The organism is Branchiibius hedensis (assembly GCF_900108585.1).
GTDB classification, from domain to species: Bacteria; Actinomycetota; Actinomycetes; order Actinomycetales; family Dermatophilaceae; genus Branchiibius; species Branchiibius hedensis.
This window is the reverse complement of sequence record NZ_UESZ01000001.1, coordinates 2916543-2941685: the sequence shown is the minus strand read 5'-3', so window position 1 is coordinate 2941685 and position 25143 is coordinate 2916543. Positions and strand designations below refer to the sequence as shown.

The window sequence follows — 25143 nt, the reverse complement described above, 5'->3', positions numbered from 1 at the left end:
GCGCGAGCACACGCGATTGCCTGGAGGTCAGAGCCCTGAGGTGCGCTGGCCCCGGGTCGACCAGACCCGCCACCCGATCAGACCCGCAGCGAGCGCGAGTACGCCGATCACCAGGGCGATCATTGCTGTGGGCTGGTCGCCGCTGGATGCGGGCGTGCTGGCCGCGGACGGTGAGGCTGCCTGGCAGGCGGGAGCCTCGGCGGCACCGCTGCCGCTCGCGGGTCCGGTGTAGCGGAAAGAGATGGACGTTGACACCGGGTGACCGTCAGCCGACACGATCCGCCAGGTGACGACGTACGTCCCGCTCGGTCCGAGGGCCACCGGCACGCTGACGTCCCGGTCGATCGAGGTGGCACACCCGGTTTCGTAGTGCTTGCCGTCCGGGCCGACGACCTCGACCTGGGGCCGGGACGGCTGGCTCAGCACGATGTCGTTGAAGCTCAGCGTCACCTTCGACAGCGAGGTGCTCACCGTCGACCCGTTCGCCGGGTTGCTGGACACCAGGAAGTCGTGCGCGCTCGCCGGCGCCACGACGCCGAATCCGAAGAGCAAGGCCAACAGGAGTACGCCGATCGGCCGGGTGATGCGCATGGTTCAGCCGCGCGGGCGCCGGGTCAGCGCCCACACCGCGGCGACCAGTCCGGCGGCGCCGAGCACGATGCCGCCGACCCCGAACCAGCGGGCGGTGTTGTCACTGGTCGCCTGCTCCGCCACCTGCGAGGCGGACACCGTCGGCTTGTTGATCGTCGGCTGCGGATCTGGCGGGGTGTCGTTGACGTAGAGCACCGGGGCAGGGTGCTCCGGCTCTTGGCTACCGGTCGGTGCCTGGTTCCAGTTGACGACCGAGCCATCCGAATACGTCTGGTGTGCGGGCAGTTCCAGCTTGCCGGTGTCAGGCACCGGTCCTACCGAGATGGCGAAGGTTTGGAATTGGCCGGGCTTGATGGCGGCGTCGGCGCTCGCGATCCACACCAGTTTCGTCGGTGCTTCGGTGATCTCGCCGTCGTCGGTCTTCACGGGCGTCGCCAGCTTGCTGGTCGTGACCGTGGTCGTCCAGCCGGTGACCGGCTGATAGGAGACGGAGCCGAACGGGTGGTCGGTCGGCAGGTCGACCTCCAGTTTGGTGGTCGAGGCGGTCGCAGACTCGGTCGGCACCTTGAAGGTCAGGGTCACGTAGGACCCGGGCGTTGCGGTGTCTGGCGTGACCCGGACGTGCGCTTCGGCGGCCGCACACGAGGTGGCCAGCACGAGGGCGGCGGTTCCGGCGGTAGCCAGGGATCGACGTACAGCAGACAGGGGCATGGCATGCACTCTACAACATGTAGAATTAGCGTCTCGTGCTGGCTCGTAGCCGGTTGGCCCGCAGGTCCAGGCCGCCGTCGGGTAGGTACGTGCCGGTCGCATCCAACGCATCGGCGACGGTTGTCGTGCCGTGCGTGCGTGCGGCGGCGTCGTCGGCGAGAAGCTCGGTCAAGAGGTGGATGGCGTCGCTGAATCGTCGGGCGGCAGTGAAGCGGGGGAAGCAGGCGAGGTTGAGCGCGGCGAGCTGCAGCAGAAGTCCGTGGTGGCCACGTTGGTGCGCGCGTTCGTGGGCGACCACCGCGGCTAGATGTTCGCCGCTCAGCGCCGCGGCCAGATCCTGGGAGATCAGGATGGCTCCGTCCCGGTGGTGCCCGTAGGACATGGCCACGGGCTGAGAGGACCGCACGAGTGTCACCCCGTAGGGCTCTGTCATGGCCGTCGCCGAAGCGCGGAGCACCGAGGTGTCCCACCGTTGCTGAGCTGCGAGGTCGGTCATCGCGTAGTACCGGGTAGCCACCACCGCCAGAAGGCATCCAACAAGGACCGTGGTGCACCAGGCGAGCAGGTGTATCGCGACGCTGAGTGCCACCGGGCTCGTGGAGTCCCGCACGACCTGAGCAGACACTCCGGCCAGCAGAGCCAGCACCACGAAGACTCCGCTGAGCCAGGTGCCCAACCATGCCGCCACCGCAAGCCGTGGGTGACGTAACGCCCACGGTCGAGGTCGCAGCGCCCATGGCGCAATCAGGGTGGGGGCGAAAAGGACTGCGGCGATAGCCAACAGGGCGGTCATGGCCTGGACAGCTTCCGCAGGGTGTCCAGGTCCTGCTCGCTCAGCGAACCGACGAAGTGGGTCAACGCCGAGTTGCGGTCAGCAGAACTCTCCAGCAGTCGCGCCATGGACGACGCAACGTGCTCCGACTGGGCTTGGCTCGCCCGGAACACTGCACCGCCGGGAGCGCTCGTGCGCGCAACCAGGTCCTTGTCCTCCAGTCGGGACAGGACCGTCAGCAGCGTCGTGCGAGCGGGGCGTCGCTGCTGCGTGAAGGCCGACTCCAACTGAGCACTGGTCAGCCCGCCCGGGTTGGACCACAACAGCTGCATGACCTCGGCCTCCAGATGGCCTCGCTCGCGACGCGACACGGTCTCTCCTTGGTGCCGTTGGTTGCCGGATCTGGGGCAGCGTACCAACGCATTCGACGTCATGTAGAGCGTCTCGACAGGTAATCTCGCGTTATGAAGATCCTGCGTGCCGGACTGGCGCTGTCGCTCCCTCTTGCTGTGTCCCTTGCCGCCTGCGGCTCCCCAAGGACGCGGCCACGTCCACCGCTCCCGCGGGCGGGGGCTCGAGCATGACCGACGGTGTCGCCACCCAGAAGACGTCGGCCATGACTGCGTGCACGAAGGACACGATGGACACCGTCACCAAGGGCCAGTTGACGATCGGGACGGACAACCCGGCGTACCCGCCGTGGTTCATCGACAACACCCCGAGCAACGGCAAGGGCTACGAGTCGGCGGTGGGGTTCGCGATCGCCAAGCAACTGGGCTACTCCGACAGTGAGGTGAAGTGGATAACCGTTGCCTTCAACAACGCGATCACCCCGGGCAAGAAGAACTTCGACTTCGACCTCAACCAGGTCTCGATCAGTGCCGAACGGGAGAAGGCGGTCGACTTCTCCAGCGGCTACTACGACGTCACGCAGACCGTCGTGACCTACAAGGGTTCGCCCATCGCCTCGGCCAAGACCGTCGCCGACCTCAAGGGCGCCAAACTCGGCGCCCAGGTCGGGACCACGTCGTACAACGCGATCACCAACCAGATCAAGCCGACTGCGCAGCCGTCGGTCTTCGACACCAATGACCTTGCCGTGCAGGCGCTGAAGAACCACCAGATCGATGGCATCGTCGTGGACCTGCCGACCGCCTTCTACATGACCTCGGCCCAGTTGACCGATGGCGTGATCGTGGGGCAGTTGCCGGTCGTCGGTCAGCCGGAGCAGTTCGGCGCTGTGCTGACCAAGGGTTCGCCTCTGACGCAATGCGTTTCGATGGCTGTGGACGCGCTGCGTAAGGACGGCACCCTGGAGAAGCTGCAGACCACCTGGCTGGCTTCGCAGGGTGCGCCGAAGCTGACGGAGTGAGTTCGGCGGCTTCGACGGACCCCTGGGTACCGTCCGAGATCGAGCAGCAGCGGCGCGCGTATCGCGCGTCACGACAACGGCGTTCGGGTGTTATCGCGATCGTCAGCACGGTTGTGGTGCTCGCGGTGGCCGCTTTGCTCGTGGTCAACTCGCCGGGCTGGGACCGGACCCGGGAGACGTTCTTCTCCTGGGAGGACGCCAAGAAGTCCTTCCCCTCGGTGCTGTCGGGTCTGTGGCTGAACATCCGGGTCATGGTGATCTGTGGGATCTGTATCGCCATCTGGGCGACGTTGATCGCGGTGATGCGGACGCTGCGCGGGCCGGTGTTCTTCCCGTTGCGCGCGTTCGCGGTGGGCTACACCGACGTCTTCCGTGGGTTGCCCATGCTGTTGGTGCTGTTGCTCCTTGGGTACGGCGTGCCCGCCCTGAACCTGTCCGGCGTCCCGGACTCCTTCCTCTTCTGGGGGTGCGTCGGGCTGGTGCTGAGCTACTCGGCGTACGTCGCGGAGGTCCTGCGCGCCGGCATCGAGTCGATCCATCCCTCGCAGCGGATGGCGGCTCGTTCGCTGGGCTTGTCGTATCCCCAGACATTGCGGCATGTCGTTCTACCGCAGGCGGTTCGGCGGGTTCTGCCCGCTTTGATGAACGACCTGGTGTCGCTGCAGAAGGATTCATCCCTACTGTCGGTGCTGGCCGTGGTGGACGCGTTGCGCGCGGCGCAGATCTATTCGGCGTTGACCTTCAACTACACGTCGTACGTCGTGGCGGGGCTGCTCTTCTTGTGCCTCACCATCCCGATGGCCCGGCTGACCGACTGGTACGCGCGGCGTCAGGGGTTCCAGTCGACAGGCGGTTTGCTGTGAGCGCCGACCGAGCCGAGGAAACGAGCGAAGCGAGGCCCGGAGGCGAGGCCAGAGGCGCGACAAAGGGTGCTATGACGGACTCGTTGTTGTCGGTCCGCCACGTACGCAAAGCGTTTGGTGACCACGTGGTCTTGCGGGATGTGTCGCTGGAGGTGCGGCCGGGGGAGTGCGTCGTGCTGATCGGCGCGTCCGGATCGGGTAAGTCGACCCTGCTGCGTTGCGTCAACCTGTTGGAGACGGTCGACGACGGCGTGATCGAGTTGGCGGGGGAGGACATCACCGATCCGCGGGTCAACGCGGACTCCGTGCGATCCCGGATGGGGATGGTCTTCCAGTCCTACAACCTCTTTCCGCACCTGTCGGTGGTGGACAACATCACGTTGGCGCAACGCAAGGTGCATCGTCGCCCGGCGGCCGAGGCCACGGAGGCGGCGCACGCGATGCTGTCGCGAGTCGGTCTGGCGGACAAGGCAAAAGCGCGCCCCGACGATCTGTCCGGCGGGCAGCAACAGCGGGTCGCCATCGCTCGCGCGATGGTGTCGTCGCCGTCCTTGCTGCTGCTGGACGAGGTCACCTCGGCCCTGGATCCGACGCTGGTTGGGGAGGTGCTGGACCTGCTGGTGCAACTGCGGGAGGAGGGGATGACGATGATCCTCAACACCCACGAGATGGGATTCGCGAAGGCGGTCGCCGACGAGGTTGACTTCCTGTGCGACGGCGAGATCGCTGAATCCGGTCCCGCCGCAGCGGTTCTGGACGATCCGCAGGATGAACGCACGCAGCGATTCCTGTCCCGCATCCTGCACTGAGCGGCGCGGACTGCTTGGCCTGTTTCGCCATCGAACTGTGCGAGGTGGTGCTTAGCGGTGGGCGTAAAGGTCACGCAATAGACAGACCTCGGCACCGTGATGGATGACTTCCCGGTGGATGTGGGTCAGCAGATCGGCCATCGGGTAGTCCGCGAACGGTCCCTCGGCCGGTCCGCACGGCTGCGCCAGCCCCTCCTCGCCCAGCGCGGACGCGCCGGCCAGCCACCCGGCGTACGCCGCATCCAACTGTTCCAACGCCTCGTCGGCTGACCCGGGGTAGGCCCATGTCGCCGCGTCGCACGGGGGACCGCCGAAGTGGTCCTGGGTGCGCTGACCCAGCACGCTGGTCGTGATGTGGGCCAGCCGCCAGGCGATGGTCGTCACCGGCGGCGGGTCGGCGGTGAAATCCAGGTCATCGGCGCAGTCGATCCGGAAGGGTCCGCTGCCCAGCTGCGGCCGGTCGGCGTCGGCGGGGCGAATCGACCAGCAGCCGGCAACCGGCTCCCAGAAGTACTCCTCGTCGGTCAACCCAGCCAGCCGCGGCCGCAGCGGAAACTCCCAGTGATAGCGAAGCTGGTCGACGAGCACCTTGTTCCAGTCCATATGCTCACACTGCCTCGGCTGTTGCTTCTGCCCGTCGCCAGTGCTTCATCCATTCGGTCTCCGGCCAGTTCTGGTCAGCGGCCAGTAGTTCGTACATCGTTGCGCCGTCGATGGATTCACGGATGATGTCGGCGTGACCCGCATGGTGGGCGACCTCCTCGACAATGTGCAGGACAGCCCACCGGACGTCCCACGCGTCCAGGTCCGCCGGCCACCACGGGGCATCGGAGGGCACCGGCACCTTCGCGCCGAGATCGACCTGCGGTAGGAGTTGCTGGGCCCGCTCCAGCGCACCGGTCAACTCCGCGCGCAGCGAGTCGCCGGTGTCGGTGTCGGCCCGGCGGAAGTCGGCGCCGTACTCTTCGGCGGCTTCCTCGTCGGAGCCCCGCGCGGGTTCGCCTGGGGCGGCCTCGATCCGGTCCAGCCAGCCCTGCGTGCAGCGCGCCACGTGCTTGACGATCGCGCCGACCGACAGGGCAGATGCGGTGGGAGTGGTCCACAGCTCCTCGTCGGTCAACCCGTACGCCGCGCCTCGGACGGCGAGCAGCTGCTGCTCGACGTATCCGGTGAGCATCGCGTTCTCGTTGCTGGTCATCGGTGCGTGCATCGCCATGGCGATCTCCTTCGCTCGGTGGGTGGTTCCATGGTTGCGGCCCTAGCGGACACTTTCTGTCCGTTATCTCCCGCATGATGGAGATATGGCCGCGACCACAGCCCGCCTTCTGCGCCTACTCACCTTGCTGCAGAGCCGCGCCGTCTGGACCAGCGAGGAGTTGGCCGAGGAACTGGCCATCACCACCCGATCGGTACGTCGCGACGTCGAGCGGTTGCGCGACCTGGGGTATCCCGTGCGGGCCAGCCGCGGGGTCGGTGGCGGGTATCAACTGGGTGCTGGGCGGGCGCTGCCACCGCTGTTGCTGGATGAGCGAGAGGCGGTCGCGGTAGCCGTCGCTCTGCGGCTCGCCGCGGGAGGTGCCGTGGCCGGCATCGGGGAGGCCGCCGTACGCACCATGGTCAAACTGGACCAGGTGCTCCCGGCAACTGCGCGCGCCCAGGTCGCCGCGGTCCACGACGCAACGACGACGCTGGACGCATCGGCGCCGACGGTTGACCCGGACGACCTCCTCACGGTGTCCCGCGCGATCCGCGACGACGTCCAACTCCGCTTCGACTACTCCGCGGCGACGGGCGCCACCAGCCAACGACGGGCCGAGCCGTATCACCTCGTCGTCAGTGGATCACGTTGGTACCTGGTCGCGTTCGATCTCGATCGGGACGACTGGCGCTCGTTCCGGCTGGACCGGATGAGCGCGGTCCTGGCCAGCACGTTCACCTTCCGGCCGCGTGTGGCACCCGACCCCGCGACCTACATCCAGCAGGCCACGACCCAGCGGTGGGCGGTGGCCGCCCGGCTGCGGGTGCCTATTAGCGCGGAGGATCTGCGACCCAGGGTGTCTCGTTGGGCGCAGGTCGTCGATTTGGGCGGTGGGGTCAGCGAATTGCGGGTCTCCGCAGACTCGTTCGATGACCTGGCCGCCTGGTTGATGCGGTTCGACGAACCATTCGAGGTGATCGAACCGGAGGAGCTGAAGGCGGCGTTCGGTCGCCTGGGTCAGCGCGCCGTAGCCCTGGCGACCTGAGGTGTATCGTTGGTGTATGACGCGCACCAACATCGATATCGATGATGCGCTCGTTTCCGAGGCCATGCGTCGGTACGGGCTCACCACCAAGAAGGCGGCGGTTGATCTGGCGCTACGTCGGCTGGTGGGGCCGCCGATGACCCGCGACGAGGCGTTGGCGTTGGAAGGAATCGGCTGGGAAGGCGATCTTGCGGTCATGCGTAACGATGCGCCAGAGCTTCTGTGACCACGCTCGTTGACAGTTCCGTCTGGATCGAGTTCTTGCGGCGCACGGGTTCACCGGCCAACCTATGGCTGCGTAGTCAACTCGGTACTGCGGAGTTGGCAGTCACCGAACCGGTGGAGCTGGAGGTGCTGGCTGGCCTCAACGAGCGGAATGTCGCAGCCACTGAATTGATGCTCGGGAGCGCGGTGCGGCTAACGGTCGCACCGACTCAAGACTTCCACGCTGGTGCGGCCATCTACCGGCAGGTGCGGCGCACGGGCCGAGCGGTGCGCAGCGTCAACGACTGTTTGATCGCAGCTGTCGCGCTGCGACATGGCGTTCCGATCGCCTATCGGGATGCAGACTTTGACGTGATCGCCGAGGTCACCGGGCTTGAGGTGGTGCGGCTTTGAGCGCCGACCGAGCCGAGGAAACGAGCGCAGCGAGGCCCGGAGGCGAGGCCAGAGGCGCGACAGAAGGGGTGACGATCGTCGGTGTAGGTCCGTGGGAGGGTGCGTGGCCGTGTGACCCGAGGTACGACGAGGGGTTGCTCGCCGAGGGTGACGCGCGCAACGTGGTGGACAAGTACCGCTACTGGACCCAGGAAGCGATCGTCGCCGACCTCGACCTGACGCGGCACGACTTCCACGTCGCGGTCGAGAACTGGGGCCATGATTTCAACATCGGATCGGTCATCCGGACCGCAAACGCGTTCAACGCCAAGGCGTTTCACATCATCGGCAAGCGGCGCTGGAATCGCCGTGGTGCGATGGTCACCGATCGCTACCAGCACGAGTACCACCACGCCACCGTGGACGACCTGGTCACGTGGGCCGGTGAGTTGCCGCTGATCGGCATCGACAACCTCCCGGGCAGTACGCCGATCGAGACCGCCACGCTGCCCCGCGCCTGTGTCCTGGTCTTCGGTCAGGAGGGGCCGGGCCTGTCGCCCGAGATGCAGGCGGCGTGCGAAAAGGTCCTGCACATCGAACAATTCGGCTCGACCCGCTCGATCAACGCCGGGGCTGCGGCCGCGATCGCCATGCACACTTGGGTCATGCAGCACGTCTACGGCCGGTCATGATCGACGCTGGACTGTGCCTGTCGTGCCAGCACGCGCTGCTCCGACCGACCAACCGCGGCACGACCTATCTGCGGTGCGCTCTGGCGGCGACCGACGACCGCTTCGCGAAGTATCCGCGGCTACCGGTGACGGATTGTGCTGGTTTCGAGCCGGGGCGCAGCCTTCAGTGAGTAGATCCCGGTCCCGGTGCCGCAGAGGTAGGTGCGGTGGACGTGGGGGTTTGGGTCGGCGTACCCGCAACGAGGTCGGCCAGGTCCAATCCCCAGTTGCCCCAACGATTCTCGAACGCCGAGTCGCGCGCGACGGCCCGCTGCAGCTTCTTGGGCGAATAGCGCTTGGCCCACTTCGAGCGCGGCCGGGCCAGGCGCAGGGCGCCCCACCATGCCACCGGCGGGATGAAGGCACCGATCACGGCGCTGGTGTACTTGCCTTTGGCCACGCAGGCGATCAGACAGAAGGCGTGCACCGCCAACACGATCAGCACCGCGAGGCGGCCGCCACCAGGGTCGGAGTACTCCGAGAACGGCTGGATGCCGACCAGGAGTAGACCCATGACGGATGCGGTCAGGGCCACCACCTGCACCGACAGTTGACCCTGCTTGGACCAGTAGACGTCCTGCAGGTGCAGGATCAGCGCAAACTCATCGAGGACCAGGGATGCGCCGACCCCCACGAGCACAGCGCTGATCTCCGCCGCGGGCGGGTGACCGGCCGCCGCGACGGAACTGATCCCGCCGACGACCAGCAGAATGATCCCGGGGACGGCGTGATGGATGTGCACGCCGCCGGACACGTTGTTGCGAAACGGTCCTTTGCCGGCCCTGATCAACCGGGTGATGCCGCGCGTGATCAAGAACGTCGTGATGAACGCTGCGAACAACAGCAGCAGGGCCATCCGCTGGTCCACGAACAGATGAACCTCGTGGATCCGGCCTTCGGACAACGGACCTGACCAACCGCCCCAACGATGCGACCCTGGCATGGCTCCGAGTGTACGAGCAAGAATTCCGCGCAGATGTGTCGAATTCCGCCTGGCCGACTCGTCATGGTGGTGTCAGATCATTGAACCTGAGGAGTTGCCGTGACCAAGTACCTGATCCTGATCGCCTACGAGCCCGCGGCCTGGGCGGACGCGGACGAGCCGACCCAGGCCCGCTTCCACCAGCAGCACCTGGCCTTCCACCACAGCGTCGGTGAGCACCTGCTGGCCGGGGAAGCGCTGGCGGGAACCGATACCGCAACCACCCTGCGCGGCGCGGAAACACTGACGGACGGACCGTTCGCCGAGACCGCCGAAATGATCGGCGGCTTCTACCTGGTCAGGGCCGACGATCTGGACCAGGTGGTTGCGTGGTGCCGGCTGCTGCCGCCGGAGTACGCCCTGGAGATCCGACCCTGCGTCCAGATCGACGGCTTCGACTGATGGAGCCGGTCGAGCAACTGCTGCGTGACGAGTGGGGTCGGCTGCTGGCCCTGCTCGTCGCCGGCAGTCGGCGTCTTGACCTGGCCGAGGATGCGCTGGCGGCCGCCTTCGAAGAGGCGACCCGTCGCTGGCCGATCGACGGTACGCCGAGCAACCCCTCCGCGTGGTTGCTCACCACCGCGCGACGCAAGATCGTCGATGTCATCCGGGCGGAGACGACGCACGCCAGAAAGCAACCACTCATCGCCATGGATGAGCGTAATCGGCTGCACGACAACGAACTAGCGCAACAAGACAGCCTGCTTCGCTTGGTGCTGCTCGCGGCGCACCCGGCCCTCGCGCCGGAGGCCGGTGCGGCGCTCACGCTGCGGATGGTCCTGGGTATCTCCGCACCTGACATCGCCCGGCTCTTCCTGGTCACCGACGCCACCATGGCCGCGCGCCTGACCCGGGCGCGCAAGAAGGTGGTCACCGCCGGAATCCCGATGGCACTGCCCGCTGCCGATCTGTTACCCGCACGGTTGGAACAGGTAGCGATCGTCGCCTATCTGGCCTTCACCGCCGGCTACGCGCCGAGCAGCGGCGACCAAGTGGTGCGGGCGCGACTCGCCGGAGAAGCCATCCGTCTTGTCCGATTGGTGCGGGCCCAAGGCCGGGTCGTCCGCGACCACCCGACGCTGGTCGCGCTGCAGGCTCTGATGCTGTTGCAACACTCCCGTCGTGACGCTCGGGTGAGCCCCGACGGCGACCCCGTTCTGCTGCCGGATCAGGACCGATCACGGTGGCACTACGACGAGATCGACGAGGGTCTTTCGCTGCTGAGGCAGCCCGCAGCGGGAGCGTCCCCACTGGCCCGGTCCTACCGACTACAAGCTGCCATCGCGGCCTGCCACGCAACCGCTCGCAGCGCATCTGCCACCGACTGGGGCCGGATCTGCGCCTTCTACGAAATGCTTGACGAACTCACCGGGTCACCTGTCGTGCGGTTGAACCGCGCCGTGGCGGTCGCCGAACACCTCGGACCGGCCGCTGGATTGGCGTTGCTGGACGACCTCGCGCACCAACTCCCGGGCAACTACCGCCTCGCCGTCACCCGGGCCGAGTTGTTGGCCCGCAACGGTCAATCCCGCGCTGCACGATCGGCGTACGCCGAGGCCCTGGACGGATGCGCGAATGACGCGGAACGGCGCGAATTGGTCCGGCGGATCGACCGATTGGAGGGTTGAACGCGGCTGCCCGGTCGCGCGCGGAGTGGTTGGATAGGAAGCGACACGAGCCAGCTACCTGCAGGAGACGCAATGCCGATCGCCACCCCCGACGTCTACGCCGAGATGCTTGACCGGGCGAAGAAGAACGGATTCGCCTACCCGGCGATCAACGTGAGCAACAGCCAGACCCTGAACGCCGCCATCAAGGGATTCGCCGACGCCGGCAGCGACGGCATCATCCAGGTTTCGACCGGTGGCGCGGAGTATTTCTCCGGCCAGGGCGTCAAGGAGATGGTGACCGGTGCGCTGGCCTTCTCCGCCTTCGCCCATGAGGTTGCCAAGAAGTACGACGTGAACATCGCGCTGCACACCGACCACTGTCCCAAGGACAAGCTGGACACCTTCGTGCGGCCGCTGCTCGCCGCGTCGATCGAGCGGGTCACCGGTGGCGGACTGCCCTACTTCCAGTCGCACATGTGGGACGGCTCCGCGGTGCCGCTGGAGGAGAACCTGCAGATCGCCGAGGAACTGCTGGCCCAGTGCAAGCAGGCCCACGTGGTCCTGGAGATCGAGGTCGGCGTGGTCGGCGGTGAAGAGGACGGCGTCGTCGGCGCGCAGGACGAGAAGATGTACTCCACCCCCGAAGACGCACTCGCCACGGCACGCGCGCTCGGCACCGGTGAGAACGGCTACTACATGACCGCGCTCACCTTCGGCAACGTGCACGGCGTCTACAAGCCGGGCAACGTGAAGTTGCGTCCGGCGGTGCTGAAGGCCGCCCAGGACGCGGTGCACACGGAGTTCAACACCCCGGACGACAAGCCGTTCCACCTGGTCTTTCACGGCGGCTCGGGCTCCGATGAGGCGGACATCAAGGAAGCGGTGTCCTACGGCGTCGTGAAGATGAACGTCGACACTGACACCCAGTACGCCTTCACCCGGCCGATCGCCAGCTGGATGATCGGCAACTACGACGGTGTCCTGAAGATCGACGGCGAGGTCGGCGACAAGAAGAAGTACGACCCGCGCGCTTGGGGTAAGGCCGGCGAGAACGGCATGTCCGCTCGCGTAGTCGAGGCCTGCGAGGCATTGGGATCCGCGGGTACGCATGTTTAGAGCGCCGACCGAGGTGAGGAAACGAGCGCAGCGAGGCCCGGAGCCGAGGGAAGAGGCGCGACCAGATGAATAATTTGCTCGGCGTCCCCGAGACCCGCCTGCCCGAAGACCCGGCGGCGCTGGCCCTGGCCGAGGGTGAACTGCCCGAGCAGGTCGCCGAGAACTACCCCTCGTCGAGTCTGGTGTGGGCGGCCTTGGCCGAGCATGCGCTCGCCGAGCACCACAACGTCGAGGCCTACGCCTACGCCCGCACCGGCTACCACCGGGGCTTGGACGCGCTGCGCAAGGCCGGCTGGCGGGGGCAGGGCCCGGTCCCGTGGGAGCACGAACCCAACCGGGGCTTCCTGCGCTCGTTGGCCGCGTTGTCCCGGGCCGCGGGAGCGATCGGGGAGACCGACGAAGAGCGCCGGTGCGCCGACTTCCTGCGGGACTCCTCGGCGTTGGGCGCGCGCGAGTTGGGTCTTTAAGTACGTCGATGGCTCGCCTGACCGCACTGGAGATCGGCCCCGACGGGGAGAGTCTGTATCGGGCAGTGTTGCGGCAACCCCGCCTGGCCCTTGACCGGCATCGCGAGGTCCTGGGCTGGTCGCTGCCCCAGGTCAGTGCGGCGTTGGAGGAATTACGCGCACACCGGCTGGTGCGGGTCGGCGCGGAGACCGGACTGATCGCCGATCATCCGCGCGCCGCACTGGAACGGGTCGTCTCGGCACAGGAGGCGCAGTTGGCGACCCGGCGGCAGGAGCTCGCCCGCGTCCGTGACGCCATCGACGCGTTTGTCGCGGATTACACTGCAGGGCAAACGCTTTCGACGACAACTCTGCCATCACGCGAGCATGTCGAAGCGGCTGATGTGGAGGCCACCTACGAGCATCTGCTGGCTGCTACTGCCGGCGAGGTGCGTTGTTGCGGGCTGTCTCCGGCAGGTCCCGGTGTGGCCGCGCAGTTGGCCAGCGGACGCGCCGTGCGGTGGTTGCACGGTGCCGCGGACGGCCCGGTCGAGGCCGGTGAGTTCGACTTGCGGATCGCCGCCACGTTGCCGACCCGGTTCGTCTGTTTCGGCGTCGACGTTGCCCTGAGTGCCGCCGAATGGGGTTCTCCCGGCGGCGATTTCGTCGTTCTTCGGGATCCGGTGGTCGTGGCTGCGTTCGTCGAACTCTTCGACCGGCTGTGGGCGACCGCGGCGCCGGTGGCCATCGGAGAAGACGCGCAGGCCAGCGGCGTGCTGGACCTGATGCGACAAGGGCTAAAGGACGAAGCGATCGCGCGGGCCCAGGGCGTGTCGTTGCGGACCGTGCGTCGGCGGATCGCCTCCCTGATGGCCGAGCACGGTGTCGACACCAGATTCCAGTTGGCGCTGAAACTGACCGAGCGCGAGTCGGGCGATGAGGACTGACGGGCTGCTGCTCGCTGCCGGTGCCGGTCGTCGGATGGGGCAACCGAAGGCCCTGGTGCGTGACCCCGATGGCACGTCCTGGCTGTTGCGCGCAGTGCAGACGTTGCAGGACGGCGGCTGTTCTCACGTGGCTGTGGTCCTTGGCGCCGCGGTCGAGGAACCAACTGAACTGCTCGACGGGACCGGAGCGTCGGTGATCGTCGCGACGGATTGGGCTGACGGCATGTCCGCCTCACTGCGAGCCGGCCTGCACGACCTCGATGATGCCGCCGACGCGGTCGTTGTCACCCTGGTTGACCTCCCCGACGTATCCGCTGCGGTGGTGCGCCGGGTGCTCGGCGGATCGGGCATGTCGTTATCTGGCGTAGGCGACGTCTCTGGTTTGGGCGGCTCGTCCGGCGTGGGCGACACGAACCCGGTGGGCGTGGCCACCCTGCGCCGAGCGGCGTACCAGGGCACGCCCGGACACCCGGTCGTCCTCGGTCGGCACCACTGGCAACCGGTGATCGACAGCGCGGTCGGCGATCGCGGCGCACGCGACTATCTGGCGCAGCATGACGTCGAACTCATCGAATGCGGCGATCTGGCCACCGGCCGCGACGTTGATTCACCTCATTGACTCCCCGGCCCACCTGACTACTCGGCGTTTCCTATTGGCGCCGCGGGGTGTCGTGGTAGCTGGGCAGGTTGCGCATGAAGTCGTGGATCACGGCTTTCGTCACGGGCATCCGTGCTGTGCTCGGTCGCCGGGCCCGCCGCCGGTGGACGAATCTCGGCGGTTGAGGCGGCAGCGTTATCGCAGGTGGTGGCGCCGGTCCGCCTGGTGGGGCGGGTGGGTAGCTGTGGGCGGTCACCAGTCCGATGGTGTGGGTGGTGTGCTGCGCGCTGCCGGTGACGACGTTGCCGGGGAGTTGCTTGGTGTAATTGCAGTGTTCGCACGTCCCGTCGCCGTTGCTGGCGGTCGTGGGTCCCCCGCGGGCGGCGGCCCGGATGTGGTCGATGTGGCGGATGGCGGATTCGCAGAACGGTGTGCGGCAGTGCTGGTCTCGTAGCCGGATGAACTCGCGTAGGAGGCCCGTGTAGGTGCGCGATCGGGATTCCATACTGACCAGGTCCCCGGTGTCGGGAGCGGTGAAGATACGCCGGATCTGCGGTTCGACGTCGGGGTGGGCGCTGATCAGGTCCCGTGCCAGGTCGCCGGGGATGTTGCCGTATCCCTGCAGGTAAGCGTCGCCGTTCGCGGTGAGCGCGTCCACCGGGATCAGCAAATTCACCGTCACGGCAGTCGGGCTGCGCCCAGGGGCGTGCCCGGTGATCCCGGCGACGAGCGCGTCGGCCTGCGCCTGGCGCCACTGCTCGCGGCGGGTTCCGCTCAATCCCCATCGGCCGGGTTGGGCGGCGGCGTCCGGGCTTGCCACGGCAGTGTCGGCGGCGGCTTGCAGGGCTTGCACGCAGGTCAGCCCGTCGCGCAGCGGTAGCAGCGCAGACAGTCGCAGCATTGCATCGGGGGCGGATCGAAACGACACGTGCCGGTCGGCGATCGCCTTCGAATGCCGGGCGGCGATTTCGTCGGGGGCGATGCGCGCGGCAGCGGCCCGGGCGGCTTCGCCGAGGCCACGGTCACCCAGGACTGGCCACCGCTGACGCACCTGGTCGGCGACCTCGGAGCGTTGCGTGCTGCTGAGACCATCGGTCTCCCGGACCAGGATCGCAGCCTGGGTTTCGCCGAGTTCGCCGGCGCGCATTCCGGCGAGCACCTGCGGCAGATCCTGGGTAAGGACGAGGGCTTGGTGCACGAGCCGCTGCCCGGTGATGGGGTGCCGCCGCCGGGCGAGCGCCACCCCGGCACCGGTGACCCGCCGTGCCAGTCCCGCAGCGTTTGCCTGCCCGCCGAGGCGGGTAGCGGCGGCGTCGACGGCCTGCGCGGTCAGCTCGATCTGCCGGGCGCTGATCGCGTGGTGCAGCATCTCCAGTTCCTGGATCAGCAGCTCGTTGATCTGGGACGAAACATACTGTCCTGCAGTGCTGTTCACCTGGGATCGCCAGGATCGAACCAGTGACAGCGCGGCCAATTCGGCCTCGTCCAGCACCTCGGTTTCGTCCATGGAAGAACGCTATCGGGAGGGTCTGACAGTCACCGCCGAGCAGTCCCGGGTCAGACGTCGAACTCACCAGTGAGGATGCGGACAACCAGGGGCCAACGATCGGCGGCGTAATCTGCGTCACATGCAGTTCGACACCCCTGCCCAGGTGGCCGACGGTCTGGAGCAGGACGGGTACCTCAGCGACGATGCGCTGGCGACGGCGACCTATCTGGCGCTGCGGATGCAACGCCCGCTGCTGCTGGAGGGTGAGCCGGGCACCGGCAAGACCGCGCTGGCCGAGACGCTGGCGGGTGTGCTCGACGTACCGCTGGTGCGGATGCAGTGCTACGAGGGGATCGACGCCACCCAGGCGCTCTACGACTGGGACTTCCCGCGCCAGATCCTGCACCTGCGCGCTCTCGAAGCAGCCGGGGGAGCCGACCCCGAAGAGGCGGAGAAGAGCCTCTACGACCCGCGCTTCCTCCTCGCGCGCCCGGTGTTGCAGGCGCTGCAGGAGAGCCCCGCCGTGCTCCTGGTCGACGAAATCGACCGCGCCGACGATGAATTCGAGGCATTCCTGCTCGAAGTGTTGTCGACCTACCAGGTCACCATCCCGGAGTTGGGCACGATCCGCGCGGCGAGCCCGCCGGTCGTCGTACTCACCTCCAATCGCACCCGCGAACTGCACGACGCCCTCAAGCGCCGCTGCCTCTATCACTGGATCGATCACCCGGGGCTCGAGCGCGAGGTGCAGATCGTCCGGACCCGGGCGCCGGAGGTGTCCGAGGCGTTGGCGCGCCAGGTCGTTGCGGTCACCCAGCAGGTGCGCGGCCGCGGCGACCTGCTCAAACCCCCCGGGGTGGCCGAGACCATCGACTGGGCCAGGGCGCTGACCTATCTGGGTACGACGGACATCGACCTGGCAGCCGCGTCTGCCACTTTGGGGGCGCTGGTCAAATACCGCGAAGACTCCGAAAAGGTCCGCCACGCCCTCGATCAACTGTTGAGGGCGTGATGCGCCAGGGCGATGAGATCTTGCTGGCCTTCGGGCGGTCGTTGCGCGCGGCCGGCGTCGCAGTCACGCACGACCGCCAGCAGCAGTTCCTCGAGGCGGTCGCCGAGCTGGGCATGGACGACCAGCGATGCACCTACCTGGCGGGCCGGGCCACGCTGTGCTCGGGGCCGGAGGACTTGGAGCGGTACGACCAGGTCTTCACCGCCTTCTTCGGCCCGGACGGTCTGCCCCGGCCACGTCCGGCGCAGCGCAGCGGGGTGACCTATGCGACGGGCCTTCCCGACGCCGAAGCCAATGGTGCGGGTGACGCCGAAGGGCAGGACGTCGTACGGGCCATGGCCAGTAACGCGGAGGTGCTTCGGCAACGCGACGTCGCCACCCTGTCGGCGGCCGAAAGGCACCGACTGGCAGGCATGTTCGCCACGTTGCACCCCCGGCCCCCGGTGCGGCGCAGCGCTCGACAACGCCCCTCGGTTCGCGGTCGCGTCGACGCGGCACGCACCCTGCGGTCGTCGTTGCGGTGGATGGGTGAGCCGGCAGCCGTCCACTGGCGGCGACGCAGCGTCCGCCCGCGCCGGGTGGTCCTGCTGATCGACGTGTCCGGTTCGATGAGCGGGTACGCCGATGCGCTGCTGCGGCTGGCCCACCGGCTGACGCAGTCGTTGCGAGTCCAGGGCGGCACGGTCGAGACCTTCACGGTCGGCACCCGGCTGACGCATCTGACCCGGGCGATGCGGGTGCACGACGCGGAGCGGGCGCTGGTGATCGCGGGGGAAGCGGTTCCCGACTGGTCCGGCGGCACGCGGCTGGGTGAGACGTTGAAGGTGTTCGGCGATCGATGGGGGCAGCGCGGCCTGGCGCGGGGCGCGGTCGTCGTGGTCTTCAGTGACGGCTGGGAACGCGGCGACCCGGGCCTGCTCGGTGAGCAGATGGCCCGGCTCTCCCGCATCGCGCACCGCGTGATCTGGGTGAACCCGCACCGGGGGAAGGCGGGCTACCAGCCGGTGCAACAAGGAGTGGTTGCCGCGCTGCCGCATTGCGACCATTTCGTGGCCGGGCATTCCCTGGCGACCTTCGCCGAGGTGACGCGGGTGATCGCTGATGCGTGACGTACTGCCGCAACTGCTGGACTGGTGGTCCGCCGGTGAGAGCATCGGGGTCGGCACCGTCGTGGCGACCTTCCGGTCCGCGCCGCGCCCACCGGGGGCCTCGATGCTGGTCGGGCCGGACGGCTCGGCGGTCGGCTCGGTGTCCGGGGGCTGCGTCGAAGGCGCGGTCTACGAACTGGCCCAGGAGGTGGTCACCTCCGGGGTGCCCGTCCTGCAGCGGTACGGCGTCTCCGACGATGACGCCTTCGCCGTCGGACTGACCTGCGGCGGGATCCTCGACGTCTACGTGGAGACGATCAACCAGGAGACGTTCCCGCAGCTGGGTGACATTGCCGCTGACATCGAAGCCGGTCGACCAGTGGCGTTGGGCACCGTGATCGAGCACCCCGACCCGGCCCGGGTGGGGCGCCGGCTGATCATCCGTCCCGACGCCGCGACCGTCGGAAGTCTGGGCTCGTCACGCGCCGACGACGCGGTGCACGACGACGCGCTCGGGCTGCTGGCAGCGGGTGCCAACGCCACCCTCACCTACGGGCCGGACGGCGAACGTCGCGGTGAGGGTATGCGGGTCTTCATCTGGTCCTTCGCGCCGCGCCCGCGGATGCTGGTCTTCGGGGCGATCGACTTCGCGGCAGCCGTCGCCAAGGTCGGCAGCTTCCTTGGCTACCGCGTCACCGTGTGCGACGCCCGGCCGGTCTTCGCGACCCGGTCCCGCTTCCCGGATGCCGATGAAGTGGTGGTCGACTGGCCGCACCGCTATCTGGCCGCCGAGGCCGCGGCCGGTCGGATCGACCCGCGCACCGTCATGACCGTGCTCACCCACGACCCGAAATTCGACGTCCCGCTACTGGAAGTGGCACTGCGCCTGCCCCAGGTCGCGTACGTCGGGGCGATGGGTTCGCGTCGCACCCACGAGGACCGCTTGGCGAGGTTGCGCGAGGCAGGGCTGGAGGACTCGGAGATCGCCCGGCTGTCCAGTCCGATCGGGCTCGATCTGGGGGCACGGACCCCCGAGGAAACCGCCGTCAGCATCGCCGCCGAGATCATCGCCGGGCGATGGGGCGGCTCGGGACAACCACTCGCCACCGGCCATGGCCGCATCCACCGGGCGCATCCCACCGGAGTGTGATCCACGTCACTGACCGCGTGTTAGCCTGAGATGCAGGGGATTTCGGGCGTCGCACAGGGGGCCGGGTGGCACGTAGCCAGTTGCAATCGCGACGCGTCGCGGCCGTGCGCGCATGGACCGCGTTCGTGGGGGAGGCCGACGATCCGGTCACGACCGCGCGACCGGAAATCATTGACAGCTGGGCCCGTTCGGCCGCGTCGCTCACTCCCGACGTGCGGGAGGCGCCGCTCGCCGACGAAGCGGAGACCGCGGCGTACTGGAATGCCTCTCCGCTGCAGGCGGCCGTCGAACGCATCCAGGCGGAGTTGCGGCGGACCGCGGAGGACGGGGACCTGGTCGTCGCGGTGACCGATCCGCAGACCCGGATCCTGTGGACCTACGGCGGCCGGGTCATGCGCCGCAAAGCCGAGAGCGTGAACTTCGTCGCCGGCGCGCGGTGGGACGACCAGTCGGCCGGCACCAACGCTTTGGATCTGGCCAACCGGTTGGCCGAGCCGTCCATGGTCTTCAGTGCCGAGCACTACGCCTCCATGGTGCACAACTGGGTGTGCTGGGCGGCGCCGGTGGTCGACCCGTTCACCGGCGCGCAACTGGGCGTCATCGACCTGTCGACGACCTGGGATCGCACCCACCCGATCGGTCTGGCGACCGCCCGGATGATGGCCCGGCTGATCGAGGCCGCCCTGCCCAAGTCGCGCTCGCACCCCGGCCTGGTCGACCTGGAGGAGCCCACCGAACCGGGTCTGGTCATGCGGCTGCTGGGCACCGTCGAGACGTGGCTGGACGGGCAGCGACTTCTGCTGAGCCGCCGCCAGACCGAGATCCTGGCGCTGCTGGCGCTGCACCCGGAGGGTCTGTCCCTGGAACAACTGCATGCGCTGGTGTACGGCGATCTGGCCGTGACCACCTCGACCCTCAAGGCCGAGGTGTCTCACCTGAGAGCCTCGCTCGGTGGTCAATTGGCCTCTCGGCCGTATCGCTTGACGACCCCGGTGTCGACCGACGTGGAACTCGTGCTGGGTCTGGTGCGCCGTGGCCGGGTCGCCGCCGCAGTCGAGGCGTATGGCGGTGACCTGCTGCCGGGCACCAACTCCCCGGCCCTGACCGAACTGGCCGAGCAGTTGGCGGTGACCGTCCGCGAAGCGCTCCTGGCCGACCCCGATCCGGACGCGGTGCTGCGCTACGCCGAGCGATCGCCGTACGACACCCAGGTGTTCGAGGTGTGCCTGTCCCGGCTGTCTCCCACCCACCCGGCTGTGCCCCTGCTCAAGGGGCGGTTGGCCGCTGCGAGGCAGTGAGCGGACCAAGGTAACCCTCGCCAACCGGCTGCCAACCCGCCCGACCTAATGTGACGAGCACCACACTTGTGCGTCTGAGGAGAGCCATGACCCGGATCAGTCTGACCGTCGACGGGGCGAAGGTCTCCGACGACGTCGAACCCCGCACCCTGCTGGTGCACTACCTGCGCGAGAAGCTCGGCAAGACCGGCACGGTCATCGGGTGCGACACCAGCAACTGCGGCGCCTGCACCGTCCATCTGAACGGCACCAGCGTCAAGTCCTGCAACGTCCTGGCCGTGCAGGCCGACGGTGCTGAGGTCACGACCATCGAGGGCCTGGCGAAGGACGGCGAACTGCATCCGGTGCAGGCGGCGTTCCGCGAGTGCCACGGTCTGCAGTGCGGCTACTGCACGCCCGGCATGATCATGCAGAGTGTCGCTCTGCTGCAAGAGAATCCGGACCCCTCCGAGGAGGAAATCCGTCTCGGGCTGGAGGGCAACCTGTGCCGGTGCACGGGCTATCACAACATCGTGCGAGCAGTGAAGGAAGCAGCGGGGGCACAGTCATGACCGTCACGGATGAGCGACCCGCTGAGACCGTCGACCGCGAGATCGGCAAGGAGCGCCGCCGCAAGGAGGATCAGCGGCTGATCACCGGTCGCACCCGGTGGACCGACAACCTGGTGCTGCCCGGCATGTTGCACCTGGCCATGGTGCGCAGTCCGTACGCGCACGCCACGATCACCAGCGTCGACACCTCGGCCGCTGCTGAAGCACCCAACGTGGTCGCGGTGCTCAGCGGCAAGGACTTCGGCGAGGAACTCGGGGTCTGCATCAACGCCTGGCCGATCACCCCGGATCAGGTGACCCCGGTGCACTCTCCGATGCCGGCCGACAGGGTCGCCTTCGCCGGCGAGATCGTCGCCGTGGTCGTGGCGCGCAGTGCGGCCGAAGCCCGCGACGCCGCTGAGTTGGTCGACGTGGAATACGACGAGCTACCAGCCGCGCTCGACCTCAAGGAGGCTGCGGCCGACACGACACTTGCCCACCCGGACCTCGGCACCAACAAGTCGGCCCTGTGGGTCTTCGACTCTGCGGAAGCGGGGACCGGCAGCGACGTCGAGGAAGCCATTGCCGCGGCCCGCGCCGACGGCGTCGTCATCGAACGCGAGTTCCGCCAGCAGCGGTTGATCCCGGCCTTCATGGAGCCGCGGTCGGTGGTGGTGGACCCGACCGGGGAGCAGCTGACGATGTGGTCGGCAACCCAGATCCCGCACATCCTGCGGTTCGCGCTGGCGGCCACGACCGGCGTACCCGAATCCAAGATCCGGGTCATCGCCCCGGACGTCGGCGGCGGTTTCGGCGGCAAGTTGCAGGCCACTCCGGAGGAATGGATCACCTGGGCGGTCGCGCGGCGGCTCGGCAAGCCGATCAAGTACACCGAGACCCGGTCGGAGTCGCTGGTCAGCAGCCACCACGGGCGGGACCAGTGGCAGAAGCTGACCCTGTCGGCGACCAAAGACGGCACGGTCACCGGTCTGAAGGTCGAGTTGCTCGCCGACCTGGGGGCGTACGTCGCGCTGGTCGGGGGCGGCGTACCTGTTCTGGGTGCGTTCATGTTCAACGCGATCTACAAGTTCCCGGCGTACCACTTCGCCTGCCAGACCGTGCTGACCAACAAGACCTGGACCGACGCCTACCGCGGCGCCGGACGACCAGAAGCCACCTTCGGCATCGAACGGATGATGGACGAACTCGCCGCCGAGCTCGGGGTCGACCCGTTGGAGGTCCGGGAAAAGAACTGGATCAAGCACGAGGAGTTCCCGTTCACCACGGTGGCCGGGCTCGAATACGACTCGGGCAACTACGAAGCCGCCACCGCCAAGGCGACGCAGATGTTCGAGTACGACGCCCTGCGCGCCGAGCAGAAGGAACGTCGCGAGCGCGGCGACCGGGTGCAACTGGGCATCGGGGTCTCGACCTTCACGGAGATGTGCGGCCTGGCGCCGTCCCGGGTGCTCGGCAGCCTGGACTACGGCGCCGGCGGTTGGGAGTACGCCTCGGTGCGGATGCTGGCCACCGGCAAGGTCGAGGTCACCACGGGTGCATCGGCCCACGGGCAGGGTCACGAAACCGCGTTCAGCCAGATCGTCGCCGACCGGCTCGGCGTGGCGTTCGAGGACGTCGAGATCCTGCACGGGGACACCGCCGTCGCGCACAAAGGTCTGGACACCTACGGCTCCCGCTCGTTGGCGGTGGGCGGTGAGGCGTTGGTCCGTGCGGCCGACAAGGTCATCGAGAAGGCGAAACCCGTTGCGGCACATCTGTTGGAGGCCTCGGTCGACGACATCGAGTTCAACCAGGGCCGGTTCTCCGTGCGCGGCACCGACCAGGGTCTGGCGATCGGAGAGGTCGCCGGAGCGGTCTTCGCAGCGCACAATCTGCCCGACGGGATGGAGCCGAGTCTGGACTCCGACGCGACCTTCGACCCGACCAACTTCTCCTTCCCGCACGGCACGCATCTGTGCGCGATGGAGATCGACACCGAGACCGGTGCGCTGAAGATGCGCAAGTACGTCTGCGTCGACGACATCGGCAACATCATCAACCCGCTGATCGTGGCCGGTCAGATCCACGGGGGTCTGGTGCAGGGCATCGCCCAGGCGTTGTGGGAGGAGGCGGTCTACGACGATTCCGGCACGCTGGTGTCCGGTTCGTTCGTCGACTATCTGCTGCCGACCGCCGCCGACACGATCAGCTTCGACATCGACCACACGGTGTCGCCGGCGACGTCAGTCACGTTGGGCGTCAAGGGTGTTGGGGAGGCCGGCACGATCGCTTCGACGCCCGCCGTGGTGAATGCCGTGGTCGATGCCCTGCGCCCGTACGGTGTCTCGGACGTGCAGATGCCCTGCACCCCCGAGCGGGTCTGGAAGGCGATCCAGAACGGTGGCGGTGTTCATGCGACCCAGGGCGCGGCCATGCCGCACTTCGAGGGCGATGATGCGGCCGGTAATCAGGAAGTCCCCGGTCAGAGCAGCACCGAAGGAGCAGGCGCATGATCCCGGCACCGTTCGACTACGTGGCACCGACGTCCGTCGAGGACGCCCTCGCGGCACTGAGCGAGCACGGTGACGACGCCAAACTGATCGCGGGCGGGCAGAGCCTGCTGCCCGTGCTGCGGATGCGCCTGAACGCACCGGAGTGGATCATCGACCTGGGCCGGATCGAGTCGCTGCGCGGCATCCGAGAGGACGGTGACGCCATCGTGATCGGCGCGATGACCCCGCACTCGGTGGTCGGTAGCGATCCGTTGGTGGCGCAGCACGCGGCGCTGATCAGCAAAGCGGTCGAGCATCTGGCCGACGCCCAGGTCCGACACCGTGGCACCTTCGGTGGGGCGCTCGCGCACGCCGATCCGGCCGGCGACCTGGGAGCCCCGGTCACCGCGCTGGGTGGCCAGTTCGTCATCCAGGGGCCGGGCGGCAGCCGAACGGTCGAGGCCGACGACTTCTTCGTCGACCTCTTCGAGACCGCGATCGGTGAGGACGAGATCCTCACGGAGGTGCGGATACCCAAGCACACCGGTTGGGGCGCGCATTACGAGAAGTTCGTGCGCGTGGCCCACCAGTGGCCGATCGTCGCGGTGGCTGCTGCGGTGCGGGTCGACGGCGGCGCGATCGCCGAGGCGCGGGTCGGGTTGACCAACATGGGTTCCACCCCGATCCGGGCGCGTGGTGTCGAGGAGGCCCTGGTTGGAGTAGCGGCCACCGACGAGGGTGTGCAGGCGGCCGCGCAACGGGCTGTCGAGGGCACGAATCCGCCGAGTGATCTGAACGGCGATGCCGACTATCGGCGGCATTTGGCGACGGTCTTGACGCGACGGGCCGTCCTGGCCGCGGCGGGAGCCTGATGGACCTCACCCACCGGTTCACTGTCCCGACCGACATCGAGCAGACGTGGGCGCACTTCCAGGACATCGCCTCGGTTGCCGAGTGCTTCCCGGGCGCCACCGTGACCTCGGTGGACGGTGACTCGTTCGCCGGCTCGGTCAAGGTCAAACTCGGCCCGATCGCCTTGGTCTACAACGGATCCGGGACCTTTGTGGAGAAGGACGACGCCGCGCACCGGTTCGTCGTCGACGCAAAGGGCAAGGACAAGCGGGGCAACGGCACCGCCGGGGCGAAGGTCACGTTGACGATGGCCTCCGGTGACGGCGGCGCGACCGATGTAGAGGTGGTCACCGACCTGGCGATCACCGGCAAGCCGGCCCAGTTCGGCCGCGGGGTGATGCAGGACGTGTCGGACAAGCTGCTCGGGCAGTTCGTTGCCTGTCTGGAGCAGCGACTGTCCGCCGAGTCAGCGCCGGCGGAGGTCGTCGCCGAGCCAGCCGAGGTCGCAGCTGAGCCAGCCGAGTCCGCAGCGAGTGCGGCGGAATCATCTTCTGCTGCAGGTGAATCCGAGCTCACCTCTGCTGTGGCCGCCGAAACCCCAGCGCAGTCAGTTGCCTCGAGCAACGGTCGGGCCGGATTCCCAACGGGGTCTCCAGCCACGGCGCGTCCGGCTGCTCCTGTGCGGCCGGCGGTGGCCGAGTCCGATGACGCCATCGATGTGGGCACGGCGGTGCTTCCGGTGCTGCTGAAGACCTACGGGAAGCAGATCGCGGGCGTCGCTGTCGCGGTCGCGGCTGTCGTCTGGCTGATCAGACGCCGCTGACTCTGAGGACATTGCGCCGTG

Annotated in this window: 29 protein-coding genes; 21 read left to right on the top strand and 8 right to left on the bottom strand. The window is 68.0% G+C overall.

All coding sequences use genetic code 11. The features are described from left to right. Positions 1-27: 27 nt before the first annotated feature. Genes DR843_RS14245 through DR843_RS14230 form a run of 4 tightly spaced genes read right to left on the bottom strand, consistent with a single transcriptional unit; the run spans position 28 to position 2445 of the window. Positions 28-591, bottom strand: a complete 564-nt coding sequence (locus DR843_RS14245) for a copper resistance CopC family protein (protein ID WP_109686848.1) — start codon at positions 589-591, stop codon at positions 28-30. 3 nt (positions 592-594) lie between these two features. Beyond that, positions 595-1302 carry a YcnI family copper-binding membrane protein gene (locus DR843_RS14240; protein WP_109686846.1) on the bottom strand — a complete coding sequence of 236 codons (708 nt, stop codon included), beginning with the start codon at positions 1300-1302 and terminating at the stop codon, positions 595-597. 25 nt (positions 1303-1327) lie between these two features. Beyond that, the gene (locus tag DR843_RS14235) at positions 1328-2095 is read right to left on the bottom strand and encodes a M56 family metallopeptidase (RefSeq protein ID WP_109686845.1); all 768 of its coding nucleotides are present in this window, start codon (positions 2093-2095) and stop codon (positions 1328-1330) included. Next, positions 2092-2445, bottom strand: coding sequence for a BlaI/MecI/CopY family transcriptional regulator (locus DR843_RS14230; RefSeq protein ID WP_170119878.1), 354 nt, complete (start codon positions 2443-2445; stop codon positions 2092-2094). The genes DR843_RS14235 and DR843_RS14230 overlap by 4 nt, the downstream gene beginning before the upstream one ends. 209 nt (positions 2446-2654) lie before the next feature. Here DR843_RS14230 and DR843_RS14225 point away from each other — a divergent pair, with 209 nt between their 5' ends. The 3 genes from DR843_RS14225 to DR843_RS14215 all read left to right on the top strand — a co-directional run bounded on the left by DR843_RS14225 (position 2655) and on the right by DR843_RS14215 (position 5118). Further along, entirely contained in the window at positions 2655-3446 is a 792-nt protein-coding gene (locus tag DR843_RS14225; RefSeq protein ID WP_109686841.1) for an ABC transporter substrate-binding protein, read from the top strand. Then, a complete protein-coding gene (locus tag DR843_RS14220) occupies positions 3443-4309 on the top strand; it encodes an amino acid ABC transporter permease (RefSeq protein ID WP_109686839.1) in 867 nt (288 codons plus the stop codon). The genes DR843_RS14225 and DR843_RS14220 overlap by 4 nt, the downstream gene beginning before the upstream one ends. A 71-nt stretch (positions 4310-4380) precedes the next feature. Further along, a complete protein-coding gene (locus DR843_RS14215; RefSeq protein WP_109686838.1) occupies positions 4381-5118 on the top strand; it encodes an amino acid ABC transporter ATP-binding protein in 738 nt (245 codons plus the stop codon). A 51-nt stretch (positions 5119-5169) separates the two neighbouring features. On the opposite strand, the gene DR843_RS14210 is transcribed toward DR843_RS14215, so the two are convergent. Both DR843_RS14210 and DR843_RS14205 read right to left on the bottom strand, forming a co-directional pair. Next, complete coding sequence (locus tag DR843_RS14210; RefSeq protein ID WP_109686836.1) at positions 5170-5721, bottom strand: DinB family protein; 552 nt, start codon at positions 5719-5721, stop codon at positions 5170-5172. A 4-nt stretch (positions 5722-5725) separates the two neighbouring features. Next, positions 5726-6334, bottom strand: coding sequence for a mycothiol transferase (locus DR843_RS14205; RefSeq protein WP_109686834.1), 609 nt, complete (start codon positions 6332-6334; stop codon positions 5726-5728). Positions 6335-6419: 85 nt separating this feature from the next. Here DR843_RS14205 and DR843_RS14200 point away from each other — a divergent pair, with 85 nt between their 5' ends. The 4 genes from DR843_RS14200 (at position 6420) to DR843_RS14185 (ending at position 8650) form a co-directional block, all read left to right on the top strand. After that, the gene (locus DR843_RS14200) at positions 6420-7361 is read left to right on the top strand and encodes a helix-turn-helix transcriptional regulator (RefSeq protein WP_109686833.1); all 942 of its coding nucleotides are present in this window, start codon (positions 6420-6422) and stop codon (positions 7359-7361) included. A gap of 16 nt (positions 7362-7377) precedes the next feature. Beyond that, the gene (locus tag DR843_RS14195) at positions 7378-7587 is read left to right on the top strand and encodes a type II toxin-antitoxin system VapB family antitoxin (protein ID WP_109686831.1); all 210 of its coding nucleotides are present in this window, start codon (positions 7378-7380) and stop codon (positions 7585-7587) included. Next, positions 7584-7979 carry a type II toxin-antitoxin system VapC family toxin gene (gene vapC, locus DR843_RS14190; RefSeq protein ID WP_109686829.1) on the top strand — a complete coding sequence of 132 codons (396 nt, stop codon included), beginning with the start codon at positions 7584-7586 and terminating at the stop codon, positions 7977-7979. Before DR843_RS14195 ends, vapC begins: the two co-directional genes overlap by 4 nt. A 68-nt stretch (positions 7980-8047) precedes the next feature. After that, positions 8048-8650 (top strand): TrmH family RNA methyltransferase, encoded by a 603-nt coding sequence (locus DR843_RS14185; protein WP_109686827.1) that lies wholly within the window; start codon positions 8048-8050, stop codon positions 8648-8650. Positions 8651-8813: 163 nt separating this feature from the next. Here DR843_RS14185 and DR843_RS14180 read toward each other — a convergent pair whose 3' ends face one another. Then, a complete protein-coding gene (locus DR843_RS14180) occupies positions 8814-9632 on the bottom strand; it encodes a hypothetical protein (RefSeq protein WP_211310252.1) in 819 nt (272 codons plus the stop codon). Positions 9633-9731: 99 nt separating this feature from the next. On the opposite strand from DR843_RS14180, the gene DR843_RS14175 reads away from it, so the two are divergent. The 6 genes from DR843_RS14175 (at position 9732) to DR843_RS14150 (ending at position 14409) form a co-directional block, all read left to right on the top strand. After that, positions 9732-10073, top strand: a complete 342-nt coding sequence (locus DR843_RS14175; protein ID WP_109686824.1) for a YciI family protein — start codon at positions 9732-9734, stop codon at positions 10071-10073. Beyond that, positions 10073-11299: an RNA polymerase sigma factor gene (locus DR843_RS14170; protein WP_109686822.1), complete on the top strand. Its 1227-nt coding sequence runs from the start codon at positions 10073-10075 to the stop codon at positions 11297-11299. The genes DR843_RS14175 and DR843_RS14170 overlap by 1 nt, the downstream gene beginning before the upstream one ends. Before the next feature lie 72 nt (positions 11300-11371). Continuing rightward, entirely contained in the window at positions 11372-12397 is a 1026-nt protein-coding gene (gene fbaA, locus DR843_RS14165) for a class II fructose-bisphosphate aldolase (RefSeq protein ID WP_109686820.1), read from the top strand. 65 nt (positions 12398-12462) lie between these two features. Continuing rightward, positions 12463-12864 (top strand): DUF3151 domain-containing protein, encoded by a 402-nt coding sequence (locus DR843_RS14160; protein ID WP_109686818.1) that lies wholly within the window; start codon positions 12463-12465, stop codon positions 12862-12864. Positions 12865-12872: 8 nt separating this feature from the next. Continuing rightward, entirely contained in the window at positions 12873-13790 is a 918-nt protein-coding gene (locus tag DR843_RS14155; protein WP_109686816.1) for a helix-turn-helix domain-containing protein, read from the top strand. Further along, complete coding sequence (locus DR843_RS14150; protein ID WP_109686814.1) at positions 13780-14409, top strand: nucleotidyltransferase family protein; 630 nt, start codon at positions 13780-13782, stop codon at positions 14407-14409. Before DR843_RS14155 ends, DR843_RS14150 begins: the two co-directional genes overlap by 11 nt. A gap of 31 nt (positions 14410-14440) precedes the next feature. On the opposite strand, the gene DR843_RS14145 is transcribed toward DR843_RS14150, so the two are convergent. After that, positions 14441-15895: an HNH endonuclease gene (locus tag DR843_RS14145; RefSeq protein WP_109686812.1), complete on the bottom strand. Its 1455-nt coding sequence runs from the start codon at positions 15893-15895 to the stop codon at positions 14441-14443. Between the two features lie 121 nt (positions 15896-16016). Here DR843_RS14145 and DR843_RS14140 point away from each other — a divergent pair, with 121 nt between their 5' ends. From DR843_RS14140 to DR843_RS14105, 8 genes are all read left to right on the top strand, one after another. Then, positions 16017-16889 carry an AAA family ATPase gene (locus DR843_RS14140; RefSeq protein ID WP_109686810.1) on the top strand — a complete coding sequence of 291 codons (873 nt, stop codon included), beginning with the start codon at positions 16017-16019 and terminating at the stop codon, positions 16887-16889. Further along, positions 16889-17998 (top strand): vWA domain-containing protein, encoded by a 1110-nt coding sequence (locus tag DR843_RS14135; RefSeq protein ID WP_109686808.1) that lies wholly within the window; start codon positions 16889-16891, stop codon positions 17996-17998. The genes DR843_RS14140 and DR843_RS14135 overlap by 1 nt, the downstream gene beginning before the upstream one ends. Beyond that, complete coding sequence (locus tag DR843_RS14130; RefSeq protein WP_109686806.1) at positions 17991-19127, top strand: XdhC family protein; 1137 nt, start codon at positions 17991-17993, stop codon at positions 19125-19127. Before DR843_RS14135 ends, DR843_RS14130 begins: the two co-directional genes overlap by 8 nt. Positions 19128-19231: 104 nt before the next feature. After that, positions 19232-20425 carry a sigma-54-dependent transcriptional regulator family protein gene (locus DR843_RS14125; protein ID WP_211310251.1) on the top strand — a complete coding sequence of 398 codons (1194 nt, stop codon included), beginning with the start codon at positions 19232-19234 and terminating at the stop codon, positions 20423-20425. An 86-nt stretch (positions 20426-20511) separates the two neighbouring features. Beyond that, positions 20512-20976, top strand: coding sequence for a (2Fe-2S)-binding protein (locus DR843_RS14120; protein WP_109686802.1), 465 nt, complete (start codon positions 20512-20514; stop codon positions 20974-20976). Continuing rightward, the gene (locus DR843_RS14115; RefSeq protein WP_109686800.1) at positions 20973-23468 is read left to right on the top strand and encodes a xanthine dehydrogenase family protein molybdopterin-binding subunit; all 2496 of its coding nucleotides are present in this window, start codon (positions 20973-20975) and stop codon (positions 23466-23468) included. The genes DR843_RS14120 and DR843_RS14115 overlap by 4 nt, the downstream gene beginning before the upstream one ends. After that, positions 23465-24319, top strand: a complete 855-nt coding sequence (locus DR843_RS14110) for an FAD binding domain-containing protein (protein ID WP_109686798.1) — start codon at positions 23465-23467, stop codon at positions 24317-24319. The genes DR843_RS14115 and DR843_RS14110 overlap by 4 nt, the downstream gene beginning before the upstream one ends. Further along, positions 24319-25122 carry an SRPBCC family protein gene (locus DR843_RS14105; protein WP_109686796.1) on the top strand — a complete coding sequence of 268 codons (804 nt, stop codon included), beginning with the start codon at positions 24319-24321 and terminating at the stop codon, positions 25120-25122. Before DR843_RS14110 ends, DR843_RS14105 begins: the two co-directional genes overlap by 1 nt. Positions 25123-25143: the final 21 nt, after the last annotated feature.